The organism is Enterobacter sp. Crenshaw (assembly GCF_024734705.1).
In the GTDB taxonomy this organism is placed as follows: Bacteria; Pseudomonadota; Gammaproteobacteria; order Enterobacterales; family Enterobacteriaceae; genus Enterobacter; species Enterobacter asburiae_B.
In genome coordinates this window covers 1,306,813-1,323,930 of record NZ_CP102932.1, presented here as the reverse complement: position 1 = coordinate 1,323,930, position 17,118 = coordinate 1,306,813, and the positions used below count along the sequence as shown (strand labels likewise).

Genomic DNA, 17,118 nt, shown 5'->3' with positions numbered 1-17,118 from the left:
ATGACGCAATTTAATCCCGTCGATCATCCGCATCGTCGTTTTAACCCGTTAAGCGGGCAATGGATTTTGGTTTCTCCGCATCGCGCCAAGCGCCCCTGGCAGGGGGCGCAGGAGACGCCTGCAAAACAGACGCTGCCACAGCACGACCCGGACTGCTTCCTCTGTCCGGGCAACACGCGCGTCACCGGGGATAAAAACCCGGACTACAAAGGCACCTTCGTGTTCACCAACGATTTTGCCGCGCTGATGACCGACACGCCGGACGCGCCGGAAAGCCACGATCCGCTGATGCGCTGCGAAAGCGCGCGCGGAACCAGCCGCGTGATCTGCTTCTCGCCCGATCACAGCAAAACGCTGCCGGAGCTGAGCGTGGACGCGCTGAAAGAGGTCGTCAGCACCTGGCAGGCGCAAACCGCAGAGCTGGGGCAGAGCTATCCGTGGGTGCAGGTGTTCGAAAACAAAGGCGCGGCCATGGGCTGCTCTAACCCGCACCCGCACGGCCAGATCTGGGCGAACAGCTTCCTGCCTAACGAAGCCGAGCGTGAGGACCGTCTACAGAAAGCGTATTACGCGGAAAACGGTTCGCCGATGCTGGTGGATTACACCCAGCGCGAGCTGGCCGACGGCAGCCGCACCGTGGTGGAAACCGAACACTGGCTGGCCGTCGTCCCTTACTGGGCCGCCTGGCCGTTTGAAACGCTGCTGCTGCCGAAAGTGCACGTGCAGCGCATCACCGATCTTAGCGACGCGCAGCGCGACGACCTTGCCCTGGCGCTGAAAAAGCTGACCAGCCGTTACGACAACCTCTTCCAGTGCTCTTTCCCGTACTCCATGGGCTGGCACGGCGCCCCGTTTAACGACGAAGAGAATCAACACTGGCAGCTGCACGCCCATTTCTATCCGCCGCTGCTGCGCTCTGCGACGGTGCGTAAATTCATGGTGGGCTATGAAATGCTGGCGGAAACCCAGCGTGACCTGACGGCGGAACAGGCGGCAGAACGTCTGCGTGCCGTTAGCGACGTCCACTATCGCGAATCAGGAGTCTAAAAAATGAGTCTGAAAGATAAAACACAATCCCTGTTTGCTGAGAAATTTGGCTACCCTGCCACCCACGTTATTCAGGCGCCAGGCCGCGTTAACCTGATCGGTGAACACACCGACTATAACGACGGTTTCGTGCTGCCGTGCGCCATCGATTACCAGACCGTCATCAGCTGCGCGAAGCGCGACGACCGTAAAGTTCGCGTGATTGCGGCGGATTACGGTAATGAAACGGACGAGTTTTCCCTCGATGCCCCGATTGTGACGCACGACAGCCAGCAGTGGTCTAACTACGTGCGCGGCGTGGTGAAACACCTTCAGAAGCGTAACAAGAACTTTGGCGGTGCCGATTTAGTTATCAGCGGCAACGTGCCGCAGGGTGCGGGCTTAAGCTCCTCTGCGTCGCTGGAAGTCGCCGTGGGCACCGTGTTCCAGCAGCTTTATCATCTGCCGCTGGATGGCGCGCAAATCGCCCTGAACGGTCAGGAAGCAGAAAACCAGTTCGTGGGCTGCAACTGCGGCATTATGGACCAGCTGATCTCCGCGCTGGGCAAAAAAGAGCATGCCCTGTTAATTGATTGCCGCTCGCTGGGCACCAAAGCCGTTCCCCTGCCGAAAGGCGCGGCTGTGGTGATCGTCAACAGCAACTTTAAGCGCACGCTGGTGGGCAGCGAATACAACACCCGCCGCCAGCAGTGCGAAACCGGCGCCCGCTTCTTCCAGCAGCCTGCCCTGCGCGACGTGACGCTCAATGAATTTAACAAAGTGGCGCACGAGCTTGATCCGGTTGTCGCCAAACGCGTTCGTCACGTGCTGACGGAAAATGCCCGTACCGTTGAAGCCGCGTCCGCGCTGGCAAAAGGTGACCTGAAACGCATGGGTGAGCTGATGGCGGAATCTCACGCCTCCATGCGCGATGATTTTGAAATCACCGTTCCGCAGATCGACACCCTGGTGGACATCGTTAAAGCCACCATTGGCGACAAAGGCGGCGTGCGCATGACGGGCGGCGGTTTTGGCGGCTGCATCGTTGCGCTGGTGCCAGAAGAGCTGGTCCCTGCCGTACAGGATGCCGTGGCGAAGCAGTACGAAGCAAAAACGGGTATCAAAGAAACCTTCTATGTTTGTAAAGCATCACAAGGAGCCGGACAGTGCTAAACGAAACACCTACCCTTGCACCGGATGGTCTGCCGTATCGCCTGTTAACCCTGCGCAACAGCGCGGGGATGGTCGTTACGGTGATGGACTGGGGGGCAACCCTTCTTTCTGCCCGCGTACCGATGCCGGACGGCAGCGTGCGCGAGACACTGCTCGGCTGCGCCTCGCCTGAGCAGTACGTCAATCAGTCCGCCTATCTGGGCGCGTCCGTCGGGCGCTATGCTAACCGCATCGCGAAGAGCCGTTTTGAACTCGACGGCGTGCAGTACACCCTGCTTCCAAGCCAGGGTGAGAACCAGCTGCACGGCGGACCGGACGGGTTTGATAAACGCCGCTGGAAGATTGTTCGTCAAAACGATGGCGAAGTGCTGTTCTCGCTGGATTCGCCTGATGGCGATCAGGGCTTCCCGGGGAACCTTGTCGCGTCCGCGCGCTTTACGCTGACCGACGACAACCGTATCGCCATTGAATACCGTGCGACGGTCGACAAGCCGTGTCCGGTCAACCTGACCAACCACGCGTACTTTAATCTGGACGGTAACCAGTGCGACGTGCGTGAGCACAAGCTGCAGATCCTGGCGGATGCGTATCTGCCGGTTGACGAGATGGGCATTCCGTATCAGGGCCTTAAAGACGTGAGCGGCACCAGCTTTGACTTCCGCAGCGCGAAGTCCATCGCCCAGGATTTCATGAGTGATGACGATCAGCGCAAGGTGAAAGGCTACGACCACGCTTTCCTGCTGCAGGCCAAAGGCGATGTGAAACAGCCTGCCGCGCAGGTCTGGTCTGCGGATGAGAAACTGCAGATGACGGTTTATACCACTGCCCCTGCCCTGCAGTTTTACTCAGGCAACTACCTCGGCGGCACGACGGCGCGCGAACATGATGAGTACAGCGACTGGCAAGGCCTGGCGCTGGAGAGCGAGTTCCTGCCGGACAGCCCGAACCATCCGGAATGGCCGCAGCCGGACTGCGTGCTGCGCACGGGTAAAGAGTACGTGAGCATGACGGAATATCATTTTATTCCACATTAATATCCAGCCCTCCCTCCGGAGGGCTTTTTTCTGCGCGCCTTGCTGAAAATAGCGCCGATCGCAGACAAAATCATAACCCTGGATTCACAAGCATCTTACACTCAGAGACTATTTTCGCTATGGTTAGGGTTAAGCGTTGCTGGTGGCACGGCCACGGCAATATAATGAGAATTGTTATCATTCTAAAAATGCTTGAGGAGTAAGAGATGGCTATAACTAAGCTGGTCCTGGTGCGTCACGGCGAAAGCCAGTGGAACAACGAAAACCGCTTTACCGGTTGGTACGACGTTGATCTATCTGAGAAAGGCGTAAGCGAAGCAAAAGCAGCGGGTAAACTGCTGAAGGAAGAAGGCTTCAGCTTTGATTTTGCTTACACCTCTGTGCTGAAACGTGCCATCCACACCCTGTGGAACGTGCTGGACGAACTGGATCAGGCCTGGCTGCCGGTTGAGAAGTCCTGGAAACTGAACGAACGTCACTACGGTGCGCTGCAGGGCCTGAACAAAGCGGAAACCGCTGAGAAATATGGCGATGAGCAGGTTAAACAGTGGCGTCGCGGCTTCGCAATCACTCCACCAGAACTGACCAAAGATGACGAGCGTTACCCGGGCCACGACCCGCGCTACGCGAAGCTGACCGACGCTGAGCTGCCAACCACCGAAAGCCTGGCGCTGACCATCGACCGCGTTGTGCCTTACTGGAACGAAACCATTCTGCCACGCCTGAAAAGCGGCGAGCGCGTGATCATCGCTGCTCACGGTAACTCCCTGCGTGCGCTGGTGAAATACCTGGACAACATGGGTGAAGACGAAATCCTCGAACTGAACATCCCAACCGGCGTACCGCTGGTGTATGAGTTCGACGAAAACTTCAAGCCAATCAAACACTACTATCTGGGTAACGCAGAAGAGATCGCGGCGAAAGCAGCGGCTGTCGCGAACCAGGGTAAAGCGAAGTAACTTTCGCAAGGCATAAAAAAAGCGCGGAGCCTTCCGCGCTTTTTTATTTGTGCCTGAGAATTCAGCCGCGGCGCGCTTTTACCGCATTCGCCAGCTGACGCAGGATGGTATCGGTATCGTCCCAGCCAATGCAGGCATCGGTGACGCTTTTGCCATACACCAGCGGCTCGCTGCCTTCCAGGTTCTGGTTACCTTCAACCAGATGACTTTCGATCATTACCCCAATCACCGCCTTCTCACCGCCGGCAATCTGCTGGCAGACGTCTGCACCCACTTCCATCTGCTTTTTAAACTGCTTGCTGGAGTTGGCATGGCTGAAATCGATCATCACCTGCGGTGGCAGCCCGGCTTTTTCCAGCCCGACCTTCACTTCCGCCACGTGTTTCGCGCTGTAGTTCGGCTCTTTGCCGCCGCGCAGAATGATATGGCAGTCACCGTTACCGCTGGTGTTAACGATGGCGGAATGGCCCCATTTGGTCACGGACAGGAAGCAGTGCGGCGCACCCGCTGCGTTGATGGCGTCGATAGCCACCTTAATGGTGCCGTCAGTGCCGTTTTTGAAACCCACCGGGCAAGAAAGACCGGACGCCAGCTCACGGTGAACCTGAGATTCGGTTGTGCGGGCACCGATTGCGCCCCAGCTCATCAGGTCTGCCAGATATTGTGGCGTAATCATGTCGAGGAATTCACCGGCCGCAGGCAGGCCGCTGTCGTTGATCTCCAGCAGCAGCTTGCGCGCAATGCGCAGGCCGTCGTTGATCTGGAAGCTGTTATCCATATGCGGATCGTTAATCAGCCCTTTCCAGCCCACGGTGGTGCGCGGTTTTTCAAAATAAACGCGCATCACGATTTCCAGCTCATCCTTCAGCTCTTCACGGAGGGTGAGCAGACGGGCTGCGTACTCTTTCGCAGCTGCAGGATCGTGAATAGAGCACGGACCAATCACCACCAGAAGACGATCGTCATTACCTTTCAGGATCTTATGGATCGCTTTACGAGCATGAGAAACCGTATTTGCGGCATTTTCAGTGGCGGGGAATTTCTCAAGGAGCGCTACAGGAGGTAATAACTCATTGATCTCTTTAATACGTAAATCGTCGTTCTGATAATTCATTTTCTTTCCAGCTCTGCCATATCTTTAGTAATGAAAGCAATCCTTTCAATCTATCTTGTCGACCAGGAAGTGTAAACACGGTTTTACACTTCACGCAGATAATTCCTGGAATTCGCCTAAAAATCGCCACAAAATAGCGAAAAATGAGATCTAACCTAAGCTTTTTAACTGTAACAACCAATTTTACACGCTTAAACGCGATTCCCTACTGACGTAAGTCCGTAAGGCGGAATCTTTCGCCTCAGAAAAAGATGCACTGTTGGAGAATGTTATCCAGCGTAACGACAAGAACAGGAGCACCATGATGAAAATGACAAAACTGGCAACCCTCTTCCTGACCGCCACACTCACTCTGGCCAGCGGCAGCGTCCTGGCCGCGGAAACGGGCACATCAGACAGCAACGGTGATGCGAATGCCGCTGCGGCAGCAGGCCAGCCCGCACCTGATGCGAAACAGAATATCGCCCCGAATAATGTCGACAACAGCCAGATCAATACCGGCAACACTAACACCGGAGGTACCATGCTGCATCCCAACGGCAGCGGCTCCGGCACCATGAATCATGACAATATGAGTTCGGACGAGGTTCATAAGAACTCAATGTGCAAGGACGGCAAATGCCCTGACCCTAATGACAAAGTAGGAAACGACGCGAATACCAAAACCGATGGCACCACCCAGTAATGGGGATGTTCGGTAAGAAAAAGGAGAGCTCTGGCTCTCCTTTCTTTTTGGAGTAACCTATTAAAAACGCTACACTAAAAACAATAACACATCAGGAAAGCAGACATGGCGCACTCCCATTCCCACTCACCCTCTCCCGGCAACGACAACGCTAAACGACTGATGCTGGCCTTTGGCGTCACGGCAACGTTTATGGTTATCGAGGTCATTGGCGGCCTGATTTCCGGCTCTCTGGCGCTACTGGCTGATGCCGGGCATATGCTGACCGATGCCGCAGCGCTGCTCTTCGCCCTGCTAGCGGTGCAGTTTGCGCGTCGTCCTCCCAATGCGCGCCATACCTTCGGCTGGCTGAGGCTAACAACCCTCGCCGCGTTTGTTAACGCCATTGCGCTGGTGGTCATTACCGTTCTTATCGTCTGGGAGGCCGTACAGCGCTTCAGACACCCGCAGCCGATCGCCGGGGCGACAATGATGGTGATTGCCGTGGCGGGGCTGCTGGCGAATATCCTCGCCTTCTGGATTTTGCACCGCGGCAGCGGGGAAAAGAACCTCAACGTGCGCGCTGCGGCTCTGCATGTTCTGGGTGATTTACTCGGCTCAGTCGGGGCGATTGTCGCCGCGCTGGTGATCCTCTACACCGGCTGGACGCCTGTCGATCCGATTCTGTCCGTGCTGGTGTCATGTCTGGTCTTGCGCAGCGCCTGGCGACTGCTGAAGGAGAGCGTGAATGAACTGCTTGAAGGGGCACCGGCATCGATGGATATTGACGAGCTGAAGCGCAACCTGCGCCGTTCAGTCCCGGAAGTCCGCAATGTTCATCACGTGCACGTCTGGCTGGTGGGGGAAAAACCGGTCATGACGCTGCACGTCCAGGTGATCCCGCCTCACGACCACGATGCGCTGCTTGAACGCATCCAGCATTTTCTTGAACATCACTACGAAATTGGCCACGCCACCATCCAGATGGAGTATCAGCCCTGTAACGGGCCGGACTGCCACCTTAACGAGGCGCAGTCCGGATATTCACATCAGCATCACCACTAGCTGGAAAGCGCGTGAGAACCTCGCTCACGCGCGCTCTTAATCCACATCCGGCTGCCGTTCAGCGCGATGAAAGTCAGCAGCAGATATTCCAGCGACATCGCATAGACGCCCTGCAGGGCGAAGATCGCCACGCTGATCACGTTGATGATCACCCACAGCAGCCAGTTCTCAACGTATTTACGGGTCATCAGGATCATCGCCGCAATCGACAGCACCATCATGCAGGAATCCCAGAACGGGAAGGCATCCGGCTGGAGCTCGGGCATCGTCACGTTCAGGCCGAAACCGGACATGACCGAAACGGCAACGCGGGTCAGGAACGCAAACACCGGGTTGATATAGACGGTCATTAAACCAATGGCGACCACGCAGGCGACAAACCAGGCGATGGCTTTCGGCAATGGAAGCCAGCGGATCTGCAGTTCTGCCTCCTGCTGGCTGTTCTGACGCGACCACGCGTACCAGCCGTAAATATTGGCGGCGAAGAAGAACAGCTGCAAAAGCAGGCTGGCGTACAGCTGGATCTGGAAGAAGATAATCGCAAACAGCGTAACGTTAATCAGCCCGAACGCGTAGTTGCTAATCTTCTCCAGGCTTGCCAGCCAGATACAGAGTAATCCCGCCAGCGTGCCAACGGCCTCAATCCATGACAGGTCATAGCCACCTGCACCAATCGGTATATGAACCAGAATGTTCTGCGTGCTAAAAAAATCCATCTTTTCCCCGGTCGTTTTGAATTAAGTACGTAGTGTAGCCGCAAAATCCAGCATGCGGTTAAGCGGAATTAATGCACCTTCACGCAGGGCGGCATCCACATGGATTTCATGTGCTGCCCCGCCCGTCTCGAGCCCTTCGGCAATGGCCTTCAGGCCGTTCATAGCCATCCACGGACAATGCGCACAGCTGCGACACGTTGCGCCCTCGCCCGCCGTTGGCGCTTCAAGGAGCTCTTTCTCCGGCACGGCCTGCTGCATCTTGTAGAAGATACCGCGATCGGTTGCCACGATGAGCTGCCTGTTAGGCAGCGTTCTGGCCGCGTTGATAAGCTGGCTGGTTGAGCCCACGGCGTCCGCCATCTCGACAATAGACTGCGGTGATTCAGGGTGAACAAGAATCGCGGCGTCAGGATAAAGTGCCTTCATGCGCGCCAGCGCCTGGGTTTTGAATTCGTCGTGCACAATGCAGGCACCCTGCCAGCAGAGAACGTCAGCCCCTGTCTGCTTCTGGACATAATTTCCAAGATGGCGGTCAGGCGCCCAGATAATTTTCTCGCCCAGGCTATCCAGATGTTCAATCAGCTCAACGGCGATGCTGGAGGTGACAACCCAGTCTGCCCGCGCTTTTACCGCCGCAGAGGTGTTGGCGTAAACCACCACGGTCCGGTCGGGGTAGGCGTCACAGAAGGCCGTGAATTCGTCAATCGGGCAGCCGAGATCCAGTGAACACTCCGCATTAAGCGTCGGCATCAGAATGGTTTTTTCAGGGCTCAGGATCTTTGCCGTTTCGCCCATAAAACGCACGCCAGCAACCAGCAGCGTGGAAGCAGGATGTTTTGCACCGAAGCGTGCCATCTCCAGTGAGTCAGAAATACAGCCGCCGGTCTCTTCCGCCAGCTGCTGAATTTCCGGGTCGGTGTAGTAATGGGCCACCATCACCGCATCTCGTTCTTTGAGAAGACGTTTGATCTTCTCACGGTAGAATTGCTTTTCGTCCTGGCTCAGCGGGACAGGCTTTGGCGGAAACGGATAGATTGCGGCTTCAGGATCAAACATCACACTCATTATGGCTTCTCGTTTTACGGGCTTAACAATATTGCCTTTCTTTTGCATGACATAGCAAAACGCATGGCAATTGTGTTTTGTATACTAAACAAGATAGCGAATATGAGAGGAAAAGTCACCGGAAATAGGTGCGGATAGCATTTGTCGGCTGGCGGATTCGCCTTGCCCGACCTGCACAGACGGCAGATAGCAAAAAGGCGCCTTTAGGGCGCCTTTCTACACTGGTGGGTCGTGCAGGATTCGAACCTGCGACCAATTGATTAAAAGTCAACTGCTCTACCAACTGAGCTAACGACCCCTTGCGGGATGTACTTCAAATTTATTCAGGCTGGTGGGTCGTGCAGGATTCGAACCTGCGACCAATTGATTAAAAGTCAACTGCTCTACCAACTGAGCTAACGACCCTTTTGGGTGTTGCCTGAATTATCACTCGGAACCAATAAAATTGGTGGGTCGTGCAGGATTCGAACCTGCGACCAATTGATTAAAAGTCAACTGCTCTACCAACTGAGCTAACGACCCGAGTGGTGGGTGATGACGGGCTCGAACCGCCGACCCCCTCCGTGTAAAGGAGATGCTCTACCAACTGAGCTAATCACCCACTCTGTACTGCTGCTGTGCGTTAAGTGGTGGGTCGTGCAGGATGACTCGGCTTCGCCTCGCCCTATGGGCCGTTGCTGACGCAACGTTATCCTTCACGTTTTACTACTACTTCCACCTGACTTAGTGGTGGGTCGTGCAGGATTCGAACCTGCGACCAATTGATTAAAAGTCAACTGCTCTACCAACTGAGCTAACGACCCACTTTTACGCTGTTTTCACGTTGTTTGATATCCCGTGGCAACGGCGGCATATATTACTGATTTAAGAATTCAGCGCAACAAAAATTTCGATGAAGATCACTTAACTGCTTACGAATCATGCTGCACGACCAGAAATAACGCGATTTCTGGTCATGCGATAATCATCCCATCGAATTCAGACGTTTTTGCGCCTGCTTAGCACCTTCGGTACCCGGGAATTTGGAGACCACCTGCTGGTAAACCGCTTTGGCTTTCGCAGTGTCGCCTTTGTCCTGCATGATGACGCCCACTTTATACATCGCATCAGGCGCTTTTGGCGATTTCGGGTAATTTTTCACCACTGAGGCAAAATAAAACGCCGCATCGTCCTTTTTACCCTTGTTGTAATTCAGCTGACCGAGCCAGTAATTCGCATTTGGCTGATAAGTGGAATCAGGGTATTTCTTAACAAAGTTCTGAAACGCAGCAAGCGCGTCATCCTGACGAGATTGATCCTGCACCAGGGCAATGGCCGCGTTGTAGTCCGTATTCGCGTCACCGCTCTGTACAGGCGCACCTGTTGCAGCAGAAGCATCCGCAGCCGGAGCTGATGTCGCCGCACCGGTCTGATCGCCCGCGGCTGGCTGTGCTTGTGCTGCTGCACCACCGCTGCTCAGACTATCCATCTGCAGCAAAATCTGCTTCTGACGTTCCACAACCTGGTTCAACTGATACTGGCTTTCCTGAATCTGGCCGCGGAGAGAGTCAATATCGTTTTGGTTATCAGAAAGTTGTTGCTGGAGTTGGGTTAAAAGCTGGCTGTGAGCGTTAGAAATACGCTCGAGTTGAGTGACCCGGTCTTCTACCGAGCCTGAGCCGACACTACTGATTGGTGCCTGAGCAAAAGCGGCCCAGGGGGCCGCTATTCCAACCAGTAACGACAGACTCAACAGATGATGTCTGAAGTTACTGCTCATGCAATTCTCTTAGTAAACCAGTACGGCACGACGGTTTTTGGAGTAAGCCGCTTCGTCGTGACCCAGTACTGCAGGTTTTTCTTTACCGTAAGAAACGATGGAGATCTGGTCAGCAGAAACGCCTTTACCCTGCAGGTACATTTTAACAGCGTTAGCACGACGTTCACCCAGGGAGATGTTGTACTCTGGAGTACCACGTTCGTCCGCGTGACCTTCTACGGTGACTTTGTAAGATGGGTTGCTACGCAGGAAGTTAGCGTGAGCGTCCAGCATCGCAGCGAAGTCAGAACGGATGTCGTATTTATCCAGATCGAAGTAAACGATGTTGTTCTGCTGCAGCTGCTGCATCTGAAGACGCGCCTGCTCTTCAGAAGACATGTTGCCATTGCCGTTCGCGTCCATACCGGTGCCGGCACCCATCATGCCTTCGCCGCTCTGGTCATTGCTGGCGTTCTTGTTAGAAGAACACGCTGCGATTGCCATTACAGGCAGAGCGATCATCAGCCCCTTCAGCACTTTGTTCAGTTGCATTTCTATGATTCCTTTAGTAATCAATTAATTATTATTTACAGATACGGCGACCAGGCAGGTGATTTTACCTGTCCATCAGTTGCCGGAATACGCGCTTTGAAACGCCCATCTGTAGAAACCAGATTCAGCACAGATCCCATCCCCTGAGAAGAGCTGTAGATTACCATCGTGCCGTTAGGTGCCAGACTTGGCGTTTCATCCAGGAACGTTGACGACAGAACTTGAACGCCACCCGCTACCAGATCCTGTTTGGCAATGTGCTGCTGCCCACCGTTGGAGCTCACCATTACCATAAATTTACCGTCGCTGCTCACGTCTGAGTTCTGGTTCTGCGAACCTTCCCAGGTAATACGCTGCGGAGCACCGCCGTTGATGTTGACTTTATAGATTTGTGGACGGCCAGCCTGGTCAGAAGTAAACGCCAGGTTTTGACTATCCGGGAACCATGAAGGTTCAGTGTTGTTGCTGCGACCGTCGGTCACCTGACGGATCTGGCCAGAGCCAATGTCCATCACGTACAGGTTCAGGCTACCGGTTTTTGACAGCGCAAACGCCAGTTTAGACCCGTCCGGAGAGAAGGAAGGTGCACCGTTGTGACGTGGGAAAGACGCCACCTGACGAACAGCTCCGTTTGCCAGCGTCTGGATAACCAGCGCTGAACGGCCGCTTTCGAAGGTTACATAGGCCAGTTTAGAACCGTCCGGAGACCAGGCTGGAGACATCAGCGGCTGAGAAGAACGTTTCACCAGGAACTGGTTGTAGCCGTCGTAGTCAGATACGCGCAGCTCATACGGGAACTGACCACCGTTGGTCTGTACCACATAAGCAATACGGGTACGGAACGCCCCTTTAATGCCGGTCAGTTTTTCAAATACCGCATCGCTGGCAGCGTGTGCCGCGTAGCGCAGGTACTGCTTAGTGACCTTGTAAGAGTTCTGTGCCAGAACGGTACCCGGTGCACCGCCGGTATCCACCAGCTGCCAGGCCACGTTGTAAGAGCCGTCCGGGTTAGGCGTAACCTGACCCACAACCACGGCATCAATACCCAGTGCAGACCATGCTGCAGGCTGTACTTCCTGCGCGCTGCCCGGCTGCTGAGGCAGACGAGAACGATCTAACGGGTTGAATTTACCGCTGTTACGCAGGTCAGCCGCCACGATGCCACCGGCATCTTCAGGTGCAGCGCCAGGACCGGCCCACTGGAACGGAACAACACCGATTGGGCGTGCCGAGTCCACCCCCTGGGTGATCTCGATACGTACTTCTGCGTGCAGTACTGCTGCCCACAGCATTAAAAAACTAAATGCTACACGTAATGCCTGCTTCATCATATCTCCCTTATCCGGGTAACCTTACCCACGATAATTTAGCAGAATGTTAACAAACTCAAATAGACAAAACTACCAGAACCCTGTGACTAAACCTGGTCTATTTTTCCCCGTTTGCACGGGGAAAATGTAACTTAAGGTTTGAAGTCCAGCGGCGCATTTTTGAAGACTTCGTAAACTGCCTGAGACGGCGGTTTAGGCATCTTCGCCTGACGCGCTGCAGCCAGGGCCGCAGTACATAAAGCCGGGTCGCCACCTTCAGACTTGATATCCAGCAGCATGCCGTCCGGAGCCAGTTTTATACGCAACGTACACGTTTTACCGGTATAGGAAGACGCATCATAGAATCGGCTTTCAATAGCGGATTTAATCTGCGCGGCATAACCGTTGATTTCAGCCCCTGTCGCACCGTTACTCTTAGTGTTACCACTTCCCGTCGGCGCTGCGTTGTTTCCTTTCGCCCCACCGCCCGTTTTCGGTGCATTCTTACCGGAGCTTAAATCGCCCAGCAGATCGTCAACCCCTGCGGCAGCAGCGGCTTTTTCAGCAGCCGCGGCCTTTTTGGCCGCCGCTTTATCAGCAGCAGCTTTCTTATCGGCAGCGGCCTTCTCAGCTGAAGCTTTCTTATCGGCTGCAGCCTTCTCAGCTGCAGCTTTTTTATCGGCAGCGGCTTTTTCAGCGGCGGCAGCTTTTTCTGCAGCCGCTTTCTCAGCAGCAGCCGCTTTCTTCGCGGCCTCGGCAGCAGCTTTCTTCTCTGCTTCCTGAGCGGCTTTTTTCGCGGCTTCCGCTTCGGCTTTCTTCTGAGCATCGGCAGCGGCTTTCTTCGCGGCTTCCGCTTCAGCTTTCTTCTGAGCATCGGCTGCGGCTTTCTTCGCGGCTTCCGCTTCAGCTTTCTTCTGAGCATCGGCAGCGGCTTTCTTCGCCGCTTCTGCCGCTAATTTTGCCTGGGCATCAGCCTGTGCTTTCGCGTCCGCTGCGGCTTTTGCTGCCGCCTCTTCCGCCTGCTTTTGCTGTTCCTGTGCTTTCTTCGCGGCCTCTTCGGCTTGCTTCTGCTGTTCCGCCTGCTCTTTCGCAGCTTCCTGCGCCTGCAAACGCTCTTTCTCAAGCTGCTTCAGACGCTCCTGCTCTGCGGCCTGCTTTTCACGCAGTTCTTCCGCCTGCTGTTGCGACTGTTTTTCACGCTGCTCTTCAGCCCGTTTGGCACTCGCCTTCTGCTGCTGTTCGCGATTATAGTTCTGTACTACCGCACCGGGATCCACCATCACGGCGTCAATGGAAGACCCTCCACCGCCGCCGGCTGATGCATCAATATGCTCGTCGAACGAACTCCAGATCAGCGCTGCAAAGAGAATCACGTGCAGCACTGCGGAGACGATTATCGCTCGCTTAAGCTTGTCGTTCTGTTCGGTTGCCTTTGACACTATCGGTTCCCAAAAACTACGCGGATGATCAAATAGGTTGGGTCATTAAGCCAACTGACTTAACACCCGCACTATGTAGCAAGTTCAGCGCTTTAATAATTTCATCGTAGGGTACGTCTTTCGCGCCACCGATTAAGAAGACCGTTTTCGGATTTGACTCCAGACGACGCTGCGCTTCAGCAATAACCTGCTCAGGCGGCAGCTGATCCATACGATCTTTCTCTACCACGACGCTGTATTGCCCTACGCCGGAAACCTCAATGATAACCGGAGGATCGTCATTGGTGCTCACCGCCTGTGATTCTGTCGCATCCGGCAGATCCACTTCCACGCTCTGAGTAATGATTGGCGCTGTCGCCATGAAGATCAGCAGCAGTACCAGCAGGACGTCCAGCAGTGGAACGATATTGATTTCGGACTTGAGCTCGCGACGACCTCGTCCACGCGATCTGGCCATGGTTTACCCCTTGTTGCTCTCGGTGCTGGTAAACGCCTGACGGTGCAGAATCGCAGTGAACTCTTCCATAAAGTTGTCGTAGTTCAGTTCCAGTTTGTTCACGCGCTGGTTCAGACGGTTGTAAGCCATAACCGCAGGAATTGCCGCAAACAGACCGATAGCGGTCGCAATCAGTGCTTCAGCGATACCCGGTGCAACCATCTGCAACGTCGCCTGCTTCACCGCGCCCAGCGCGATAAAGGCGTGCATGATCCCCCACACGGTACCAAACAGGCCGATATACGGGCTGATGGAACCGACAGTGCCGAGGAATGGAATATGCGTTTCGAGATTTTCCAGCTCACGGTTCATAGAGATACGCATCGCACGCGAGGCACCTTCTACAACCGCTTCCGGCGCATGATTGTTTGCACGATGCAGACGAGCAAACTCTTTGAAACCGCTATAAAAAATTTGCTCGGAGCCTGTAAGGTTTTCACGGCGTCCCTGGCTTTCCTGATAAAGACGAGAAAGCTCAATACCCGACCAGAACTTATCTTCAAACGCTTCAGCTTCACGGCCAGCGGCATTGAGGATACGCGTTCTCTGGATGATGATGGCCCAGGATGCGATTGAAAAACCAATCAAAATCAACATGATAAGTTTAACCAGAAGGCTTGCCTTCAGGAACAAATCAAGGATATTCATGTCAGTCACTGCTTAAACTCCGCGACAATAGACTTAGGAAGCGCACGAGGCTTCATTATGGTTGGATCAACACAAACAATCAGCACTTCAGCTGAGTTCAGTACGGTATTCTCTGCGTTGACTATCCGCTGCGTGAAAACCAGTGAGGTCCCGCGCATTGATGTAATTTCAGTTTGGACTTCGAGCATATCGTCGAGTCTGGCAGGCGCAAAATACTCAAGCGTCATCTTGCGTACCACAAAGGCAACTCGCTCAGCCAACAGCACCTGTTGACTAAAGTGATGATGGCGCAGCATCTCTGTGCGTGCCCGTTCATAAAAAGCAACGTAGCTGGCGTGGTATACCACACCACCGGCATCGGTATCTTCGTAATAGACACGAACCGGCCATCGAAACAGCGTTGTATTCACTTTACATCCCGGTAATGCAACAAAAGTTAATGCTTTTAAACTTCGCTACTATACGCGCGGGAAAGAGGGTTGGGAATGGGAGAAAGTAAACGGAGAGTAAATTTTTATGGGCTCGGGTAAGCCCATAACGTTAACGGACATTTCTTATTCAGAAGAAGAAGAAAATCAAACCGGCGAGAAGCACCAGATCGGCAATCAGCGGGCAAAAAATTCCCTGCCAGTGAATGGCTTTCGGACGAAAGCCGACGCCGTGGATCACACCTGCACAGACCGCCCACATAATGAGAAAGCCGTGCCAGATTTCAAGCTCGCTGGTTTTCGCTGCAAAGCGCGAAGGGTCCCAGAAGATACAACCTGCCAGCAGTAATGCCATCACTAAAGAAAGCGCCCGTAACGGGCGCTTGTCCATTACCGCGTAAAGCGTCGCGATAATATTCATCAGTGTTTTTCTTCACCCGCTTTGGTCGCTTCGACGTGCTCAAGCGCCAGGGCAGTGATGACACCAAATGCACAGGCAAGAAGCGTCCCTAAAATCCATGCGAAATACCACATATTCAGCTCCTTACTTAGTACATAGAGTGGGTGTTGCTTTCGATATGTTCTTTAGTGATGCGACCGAACATTTTCCAGTAACACCAGGTGGTGTAGAGCAGGATAATCGGTACGAACACGCAAGCAACATACGTCATCAGGTTCAGCGTCAGCTGGCTGGACGTTGCGTCCCACATGGTCAGGCTAGCATTCAGCATGGTGCTGGATGGCATGACGAATGGGAACATCGCAATACCCGCCGTCAGGATGATGCACGCCAGGGTCAGCGAAGAGAACACGAACGCCAGCGCGCCTTTCTCCAGACGAGACGTCAACACGGTCAGCAGCGGCAGCAATACGCCCAGAGCCGGGATCGCCCACAGCGCAGGGGTGTTATTGAAGTTCACCAGCCATGCGCCAGCCTGACGCGCCACTTCTTTGGTCAGCGGGTTAGACGGTGCCGAGTGGTTAATTGCAGAGGTCACCACATAACCATCAATGCCGTACACCACCCACACACCGGCCAGTGCGAAGCAGACCAGCGTGACCAGCGCAGCGACCTGAGCCATCGCGCGAGAACGCAGGTGCAGTTCACCAACCGTACGCATCTGCAGATAGGTTGCGCCCTGAGTGATGATCATCGCCACGCTCACCACGCCGGCCAGCAGGCCAAACGGATTCAGCAGCTGGAAGAAGTTACCGGTGTAGTAAAGACGCATGTATTCGTCCAGGTGGAACGGTACGCCCTGAAGCAGGTTACCGAACGCCACGCCGATCACCAGCGGTGGAACGAAGCTACCGATAAAGATGCCCCAGTCCCACATGTTGCGCCAGCGGGTGTCTTCAATCTTGGAACGGTAGTCGAAACCAACCGGACGGAAGAATAAAGAGGCCAGCACCAGAATCATCGCCACGTAGAAGCCGGAGAACGCAGCCGCGTAGACCATCGGCCAGGCAGCGAACAGCGCGCCGCCAGCGGTGATCAGCCACACCTGGTTACCGTCCCAGTGAGGGGCGATGGAGTTGATCATGATTCGACGCTCGGTGTCATTACGACCGAGGAAACGGGTGAGCATCCCCACCCCCATGTCGAAACCATCCGTGACGGCAAAACCGATCAGCAGAACGCCAACCAGCAGCCACCAGATAAAACGCAATACTTCATAATCGATCATTTG

19 protein-coding genes and 5 tRNA genes are annotated in these 17,118 nt (G+C 54.5%); 6 read left to right on the top strand and 18 right to left on the bottom strand.

The window, feature by feature from the left end:
• From galT to gpmA, 4 genes are all read left to right on the top strand, one after another.
• A complete protein-coding gene (gene galT, locus NWV12_RS06225; protein WP_048980884.1) occupies nt 1-1,047 on the top strand; it encodes a galactose-1-phosphate uridylyltransferase in 1,047 nt (348 codons plus the stop codon).
• A 3-nt stretch (nt 1,048-1,050) separates the two neighbouring features.
• Nucleotides 1,051-2,199 carry a galactokinase gene (gene galK, locus NWV12_RS06220; protein ID WP_029739550.1) on the top strand — a complete coding sequence of 383 codons (1,149 nt, stop codon included), beginning with the start codon at nt 1,051-1,053 and terminating at the stop codon, nt 2,197-2,199.
• On the top strand, nt 2,193-3,233 hold the full coding sequence (gene galM, locus NWV12_RS06215) for a galactose-1-epimerase (protein ID WP_048980885.1): 1,041 nt from the start codon (nt 2,193-2,195) through the stop codon (nt 3,231-3,233). The genes galK and galM overlap by 7 nt, the downstream gene beginning before the upstream one ends.
• 206 nt (nt 3,234-3,439) lie before the next feature.
• Nucleotides 3,440-4,192: a 2,3-diphosphoglycerate-dependent phosphoglycerate mutase gene (gpmA, locus tag NWV12_RS06210; RefSeq protein ID WP_023310804.1), complete on the top strand. Its 753-nt coding sequence runs from the start codon at nt 3,440-3,442 to the stop codon at nt 4,190-4,192.
• A 61-nt stretch (nt 4,193-4,253) separates the two neighbouring features.
• Here the strand turns inward: gpmA and aroG are convergent, their stop codons facing one another.
• Entirely contained in the window at nt 4,254-5,306 is a 1,053-nt protein-coding gene (gene aroG, locus NWV12_RS06205) for a 3-deoxy-7-phosphoheptulonate synthase AroG (RefSeq protein WP_024908788.1), read from the bottom strand.
• Between the two features lie 304 nt (nt 5,307-5,610).
• Between aroG and NWV12_RS06200 the strand changes: the two genes are divergently transcribed.
• Together NWV12_RS06200 and zitB are read left to right on the top strand one after the other, a co-directional pair.
• Nucleotides 5,611-5,991: a protein YbgS gene (locus NWV12_RS06200; RefSeq protein WP_032661161.1), complete on the top strand. Its 381-nt coding sequence runs from the start codon at nt 5,611-5,613 to the stop codon at nt 5,989-5,991.
• Between the two features lie 105 nt (nt 5,992-6,096).
• Entirely contained in the window at nt 6,097-7,035 is a 939-nt protein-coding gene (gene zitB, locus NWV12_RS06195) for a CDF family zinc transporter ZitB (RefSeq protein ID WP_048980887.1), read from the top strand.
• On the opposite strand, the gene pnuC is transcribed toward zitB, so the two are convergent.
• From pnuC to cydB, 17 genes are all read right to left on the bottom strand, one after another.
• Nucleotides 7,032-7,751 carry a nicotinamide riboside transporter PnuC gene (gene pnuC / locus NWV12_RS06190; RefSeq protein WP_047061376.1) on the bottom strand — a complete coding sequence of 240 codons (720 nt, stop codon included), beginning with the start codon at nt 7,749-7,751 and terminating at the stop codon, nt 7,032-7,034. The genes zitB and pnuC overlap by 4 nt on opposite strands.
• Nucleotides 7,752-7,772: 21 nt before the next feature.
• Complete coding sequence (gene nadA / locus NWV12_RS06185) at nt 7,773-8,816, bottom strand: quinolinate synthase NadA (RefSeq protein ID WP_048980890.1); 1,044 nt, start codon at nt 8,814-8,816, stop codon at nt 7,773-7,775.
• A 222-nt stretch (nt 8,817-9,038) separates the two neighbouring features.
• Nucleotides 9,039-9,114, bottom strand: a tRNA-Lys gene (locus NWV12_RS06180).
• A 31-nt stretch (nt 9,115-9,145) separates the two neighbouring features.
• Nucleotides 9,146-9,221 (bottom strand) — tRNA-Lys (locus tag NWV12_RS06175).
• A 41-nt stretch (nt 9,222-9,262) separates the two neighbouring features.
• Nucleotides 9,263-9,338, bottom strand: a tRNA-Lys gene (locus NWV12_RS06170).
• Nucleotides 9,339-9,341: 3 nt separating this feature from the next.
• Nucleotides 9,342-9,417 (bottom strand) — tRNA-Val (locus NWV12_RS06165).
• Between the two features lie 126 nt (nt 9,418-9,543).
• Nucleotides 9,544-9,619 (bottom strand) — tRNA-Lys (locus NWV12_RS06160).
• 161 nt (nt 9,620-9,780) lie between these two features.
• Nucleotides 9,781-10,575 (bottom strand): cell division protein CpoB, encoded by a 795-nt coding sequence (gene cpoB, locus NWV12_RS06155; protein ID WP_047061372.1) that lies wholly within the window; start codon nt 10,573-10,575, stop codon nt 9,781-9,783.
• 9 nt (nt 10,576-10,584) lie between these two features.
• The gene (gene pal, locus NWV12_RS06150; RefSeq protein ID WP_003858578.1) at nt 10,585-11,106 is read right to left on the bottom strand and encodes a peptidoglycan-associated lipoprotein Pal; all 522 of its coding nucleotides are present in this window, start codon (nt 11,104-11,106) and stop codon (nt 10,585-10,587) included.
• 35 nt (nt 11,107-11,141) lie between these two features.
• A complete protein-coding gene (tolB, locus tag NWV12_RS06145) occupies nt 11,142-12,434 on the bottom strand; it encodes a Tol-Pal system beta propeller repeat protein TolB (protein WP_008501103.1) in 1,293 nt (430 codons plus the stop codon).
• Between the two features lie 134 nt (nt 12,435-12,568).
• Nucleotides 12,569-13,855 (bottom strand): cell envelope integrity protein TolA, encoded by a 1,287-nt coding sequence (gene tolA / locus NWV12_RS06140; protein ID WP_048981068.1) that lies wholly within the window; start codon nt 13,853-13,855, stop codon nt 12,569-12,571.
• Between the two features lie 28 nt (nt 13,856-13,883).
• Entirely contained in the window at nt 13,884-14,312 is a 429-nt protein-coding gene (tolR, locus tag NWV12_RS06135; RefSeq protein WP_003858589.1) for a colicin uptake protein TolR, read from the bottom strand.
• A 3-nt stretch (nt 14,313-14,315) separates the two neighbouring features.
• Entirely contained in the window at nt 14,316-15,008 is a 693-nt protein-coding gene (gene tolQ / locus NWV12_RS06130) for a Tol-Pal system protein TolQ (protein WP_008501101.1), read from the bottom strand.
• Entirely contained in the window at nt 15,005-15,409 is a 405-nt protein-coding gene (ybgC, locus tag NWV12_RS06125; RefSeq protein WP_003858593.1) for a tol-pal system-associated acyl-CoA thioesterase, read from the bottom strand. Before ybgC ends, tolQ begins: the two co-directional genes overlap by 4 nt.
• Nucleotides 15,410-15,557: 148 nt before the next feature.
• Nucleotides 15,558-15,848: a cyd operon protein YbgE gene (gene ybgE / locus NWV12_RS06120; protein WP_014831116.1), complete on the bottom strand. Its 291-nt coding sequence runs from the start codon at nt 15,846-15,848 to the stop codon at nt 15,558-15,560.
• Nucleotides 15,848-15,961, bottom strand: a complete 114-nt coding sequence (gene cydX / locus NWV12_RS06115; protein WP_003858598.1) for a cytochrome bd-I oxidase subunit CydX — start codon at nt 15,959-15,961, stop codon at nt 15,848-15,850. Before cydX ends, ybgE begins: the two co-directional genes overlap by 1 nt.
• A gap of 14 nt (nt 15,962-15,975) precedes the next feature.
• Entirely contained in the window at nt 15,976-17,115 is a 1,140-nt protein-coding gene (gene cydB, locus NWV12_RS06110) for a cytochrome d ubiquinol oxidase subunit II (protein ID WP_048981067.1), read from the bottom strand.
• Between the last annotated feature and the right edge of the window lie 3 nt (nt 17,116-17,118).

Bases quoted from the DNA above. Each gene is read 5' to 3' on its own strand.
- galT (WP_048980884.1), top strand. From the start codon at position 1: ATGACGCAATTTAATCCCGTCGATCATCCGCATCGTCGTTTTAACCCG.
- galK (WP_029739550.1), top strand. From the start codon at position 1,051: ATGAGTCTGAAAGATAAAACACAATCCCTGTTTGCTGAGAAATTTGGC.
- gpmA (WP_023310804.1), top strand. From the start codon at position 3,440: ATGGCTATAACTAAGCTGGTCCTGGTGCGTCACGGCGAAAGCCAGTGG.
- aroG (WP_024908788.1), bottom strand. From the start codon at position 5,306: ATGAATTATCAGAACGACGATTTACGTATTAAAGAGATCAATGAGTTA.
- NWV12_RS06200 (WP_032661161.1), top strand. From the start codon at position 5,611: ATGAAAATGACAAAACTGGCAACCCTCTTCCTGACCGCCACACTCACT.
- zitB (WP_048980887.1), top strand. From the start codon at position 6,097: ATGGCGCACTCCCATTCCCACTCACCCTCTCCCGGCAACGACAACGCT.
- pnuC (WP_047061376.1), bottom strand. From the start codon at position 7,751: ATGGATTTTTTTAGCACGCAGAACATTCTGGTTCATATACCGATTGGT.
- nadA (WP_048980890.1), bottom strand. From the start codon at position 8,816: ATGAGTGTGATGTTTGATCCTGAAGCCGCAATCTATCCGTTTCCGCCA.
- cpoB (WP_047061372.1), bottom strand. From the start codon at position 10,575: ATGAGCAGTAACTTCAGACATCATCTGTTGAGTCTGTCGTTACTGGTT.
- pal (WP_003858578.1), bottom strand. From the start codon at position 11,106: ATGCAACTGAACAAAGTGCTGAAGGGGCTGATGATCGCTCTGCCTGTA.
- tolB (WP_008501103.1), bottom strand. From the start codon at position 12,434: ATGAAGCAGGCATTACGTGTAGCATTTAGTTTTTTAATGCTGTGGGCA.
- tolR (WP_003858589.1), bottom strand. From the start codon at position 14,312: ATGGCCAGATCGCGTGGACGAGGTCGTCGCGAGCTCAAGTCCGAAATC.
- ybgE (WP_014831116.1), bottom strand. From the start codon at position 15,848: ATGAATATTATCGCGACGCTTTACGCGGTAATGGACAAGCGCCCGTTA.
- cydX (WP_003858598.1), bottom strand. From the start codon at position 15,961: ATGTGGTATTTCGCATGGATTTTAGGGACGCTTCTTGCCTGTGCATTT.
- cydB (WP_048981067.1), bottom strand. From the start codon at position 17,115: ATGATCGATTATGAAGTATTGCGTTTTATCTGGTGGCTGCTGGTTGGC.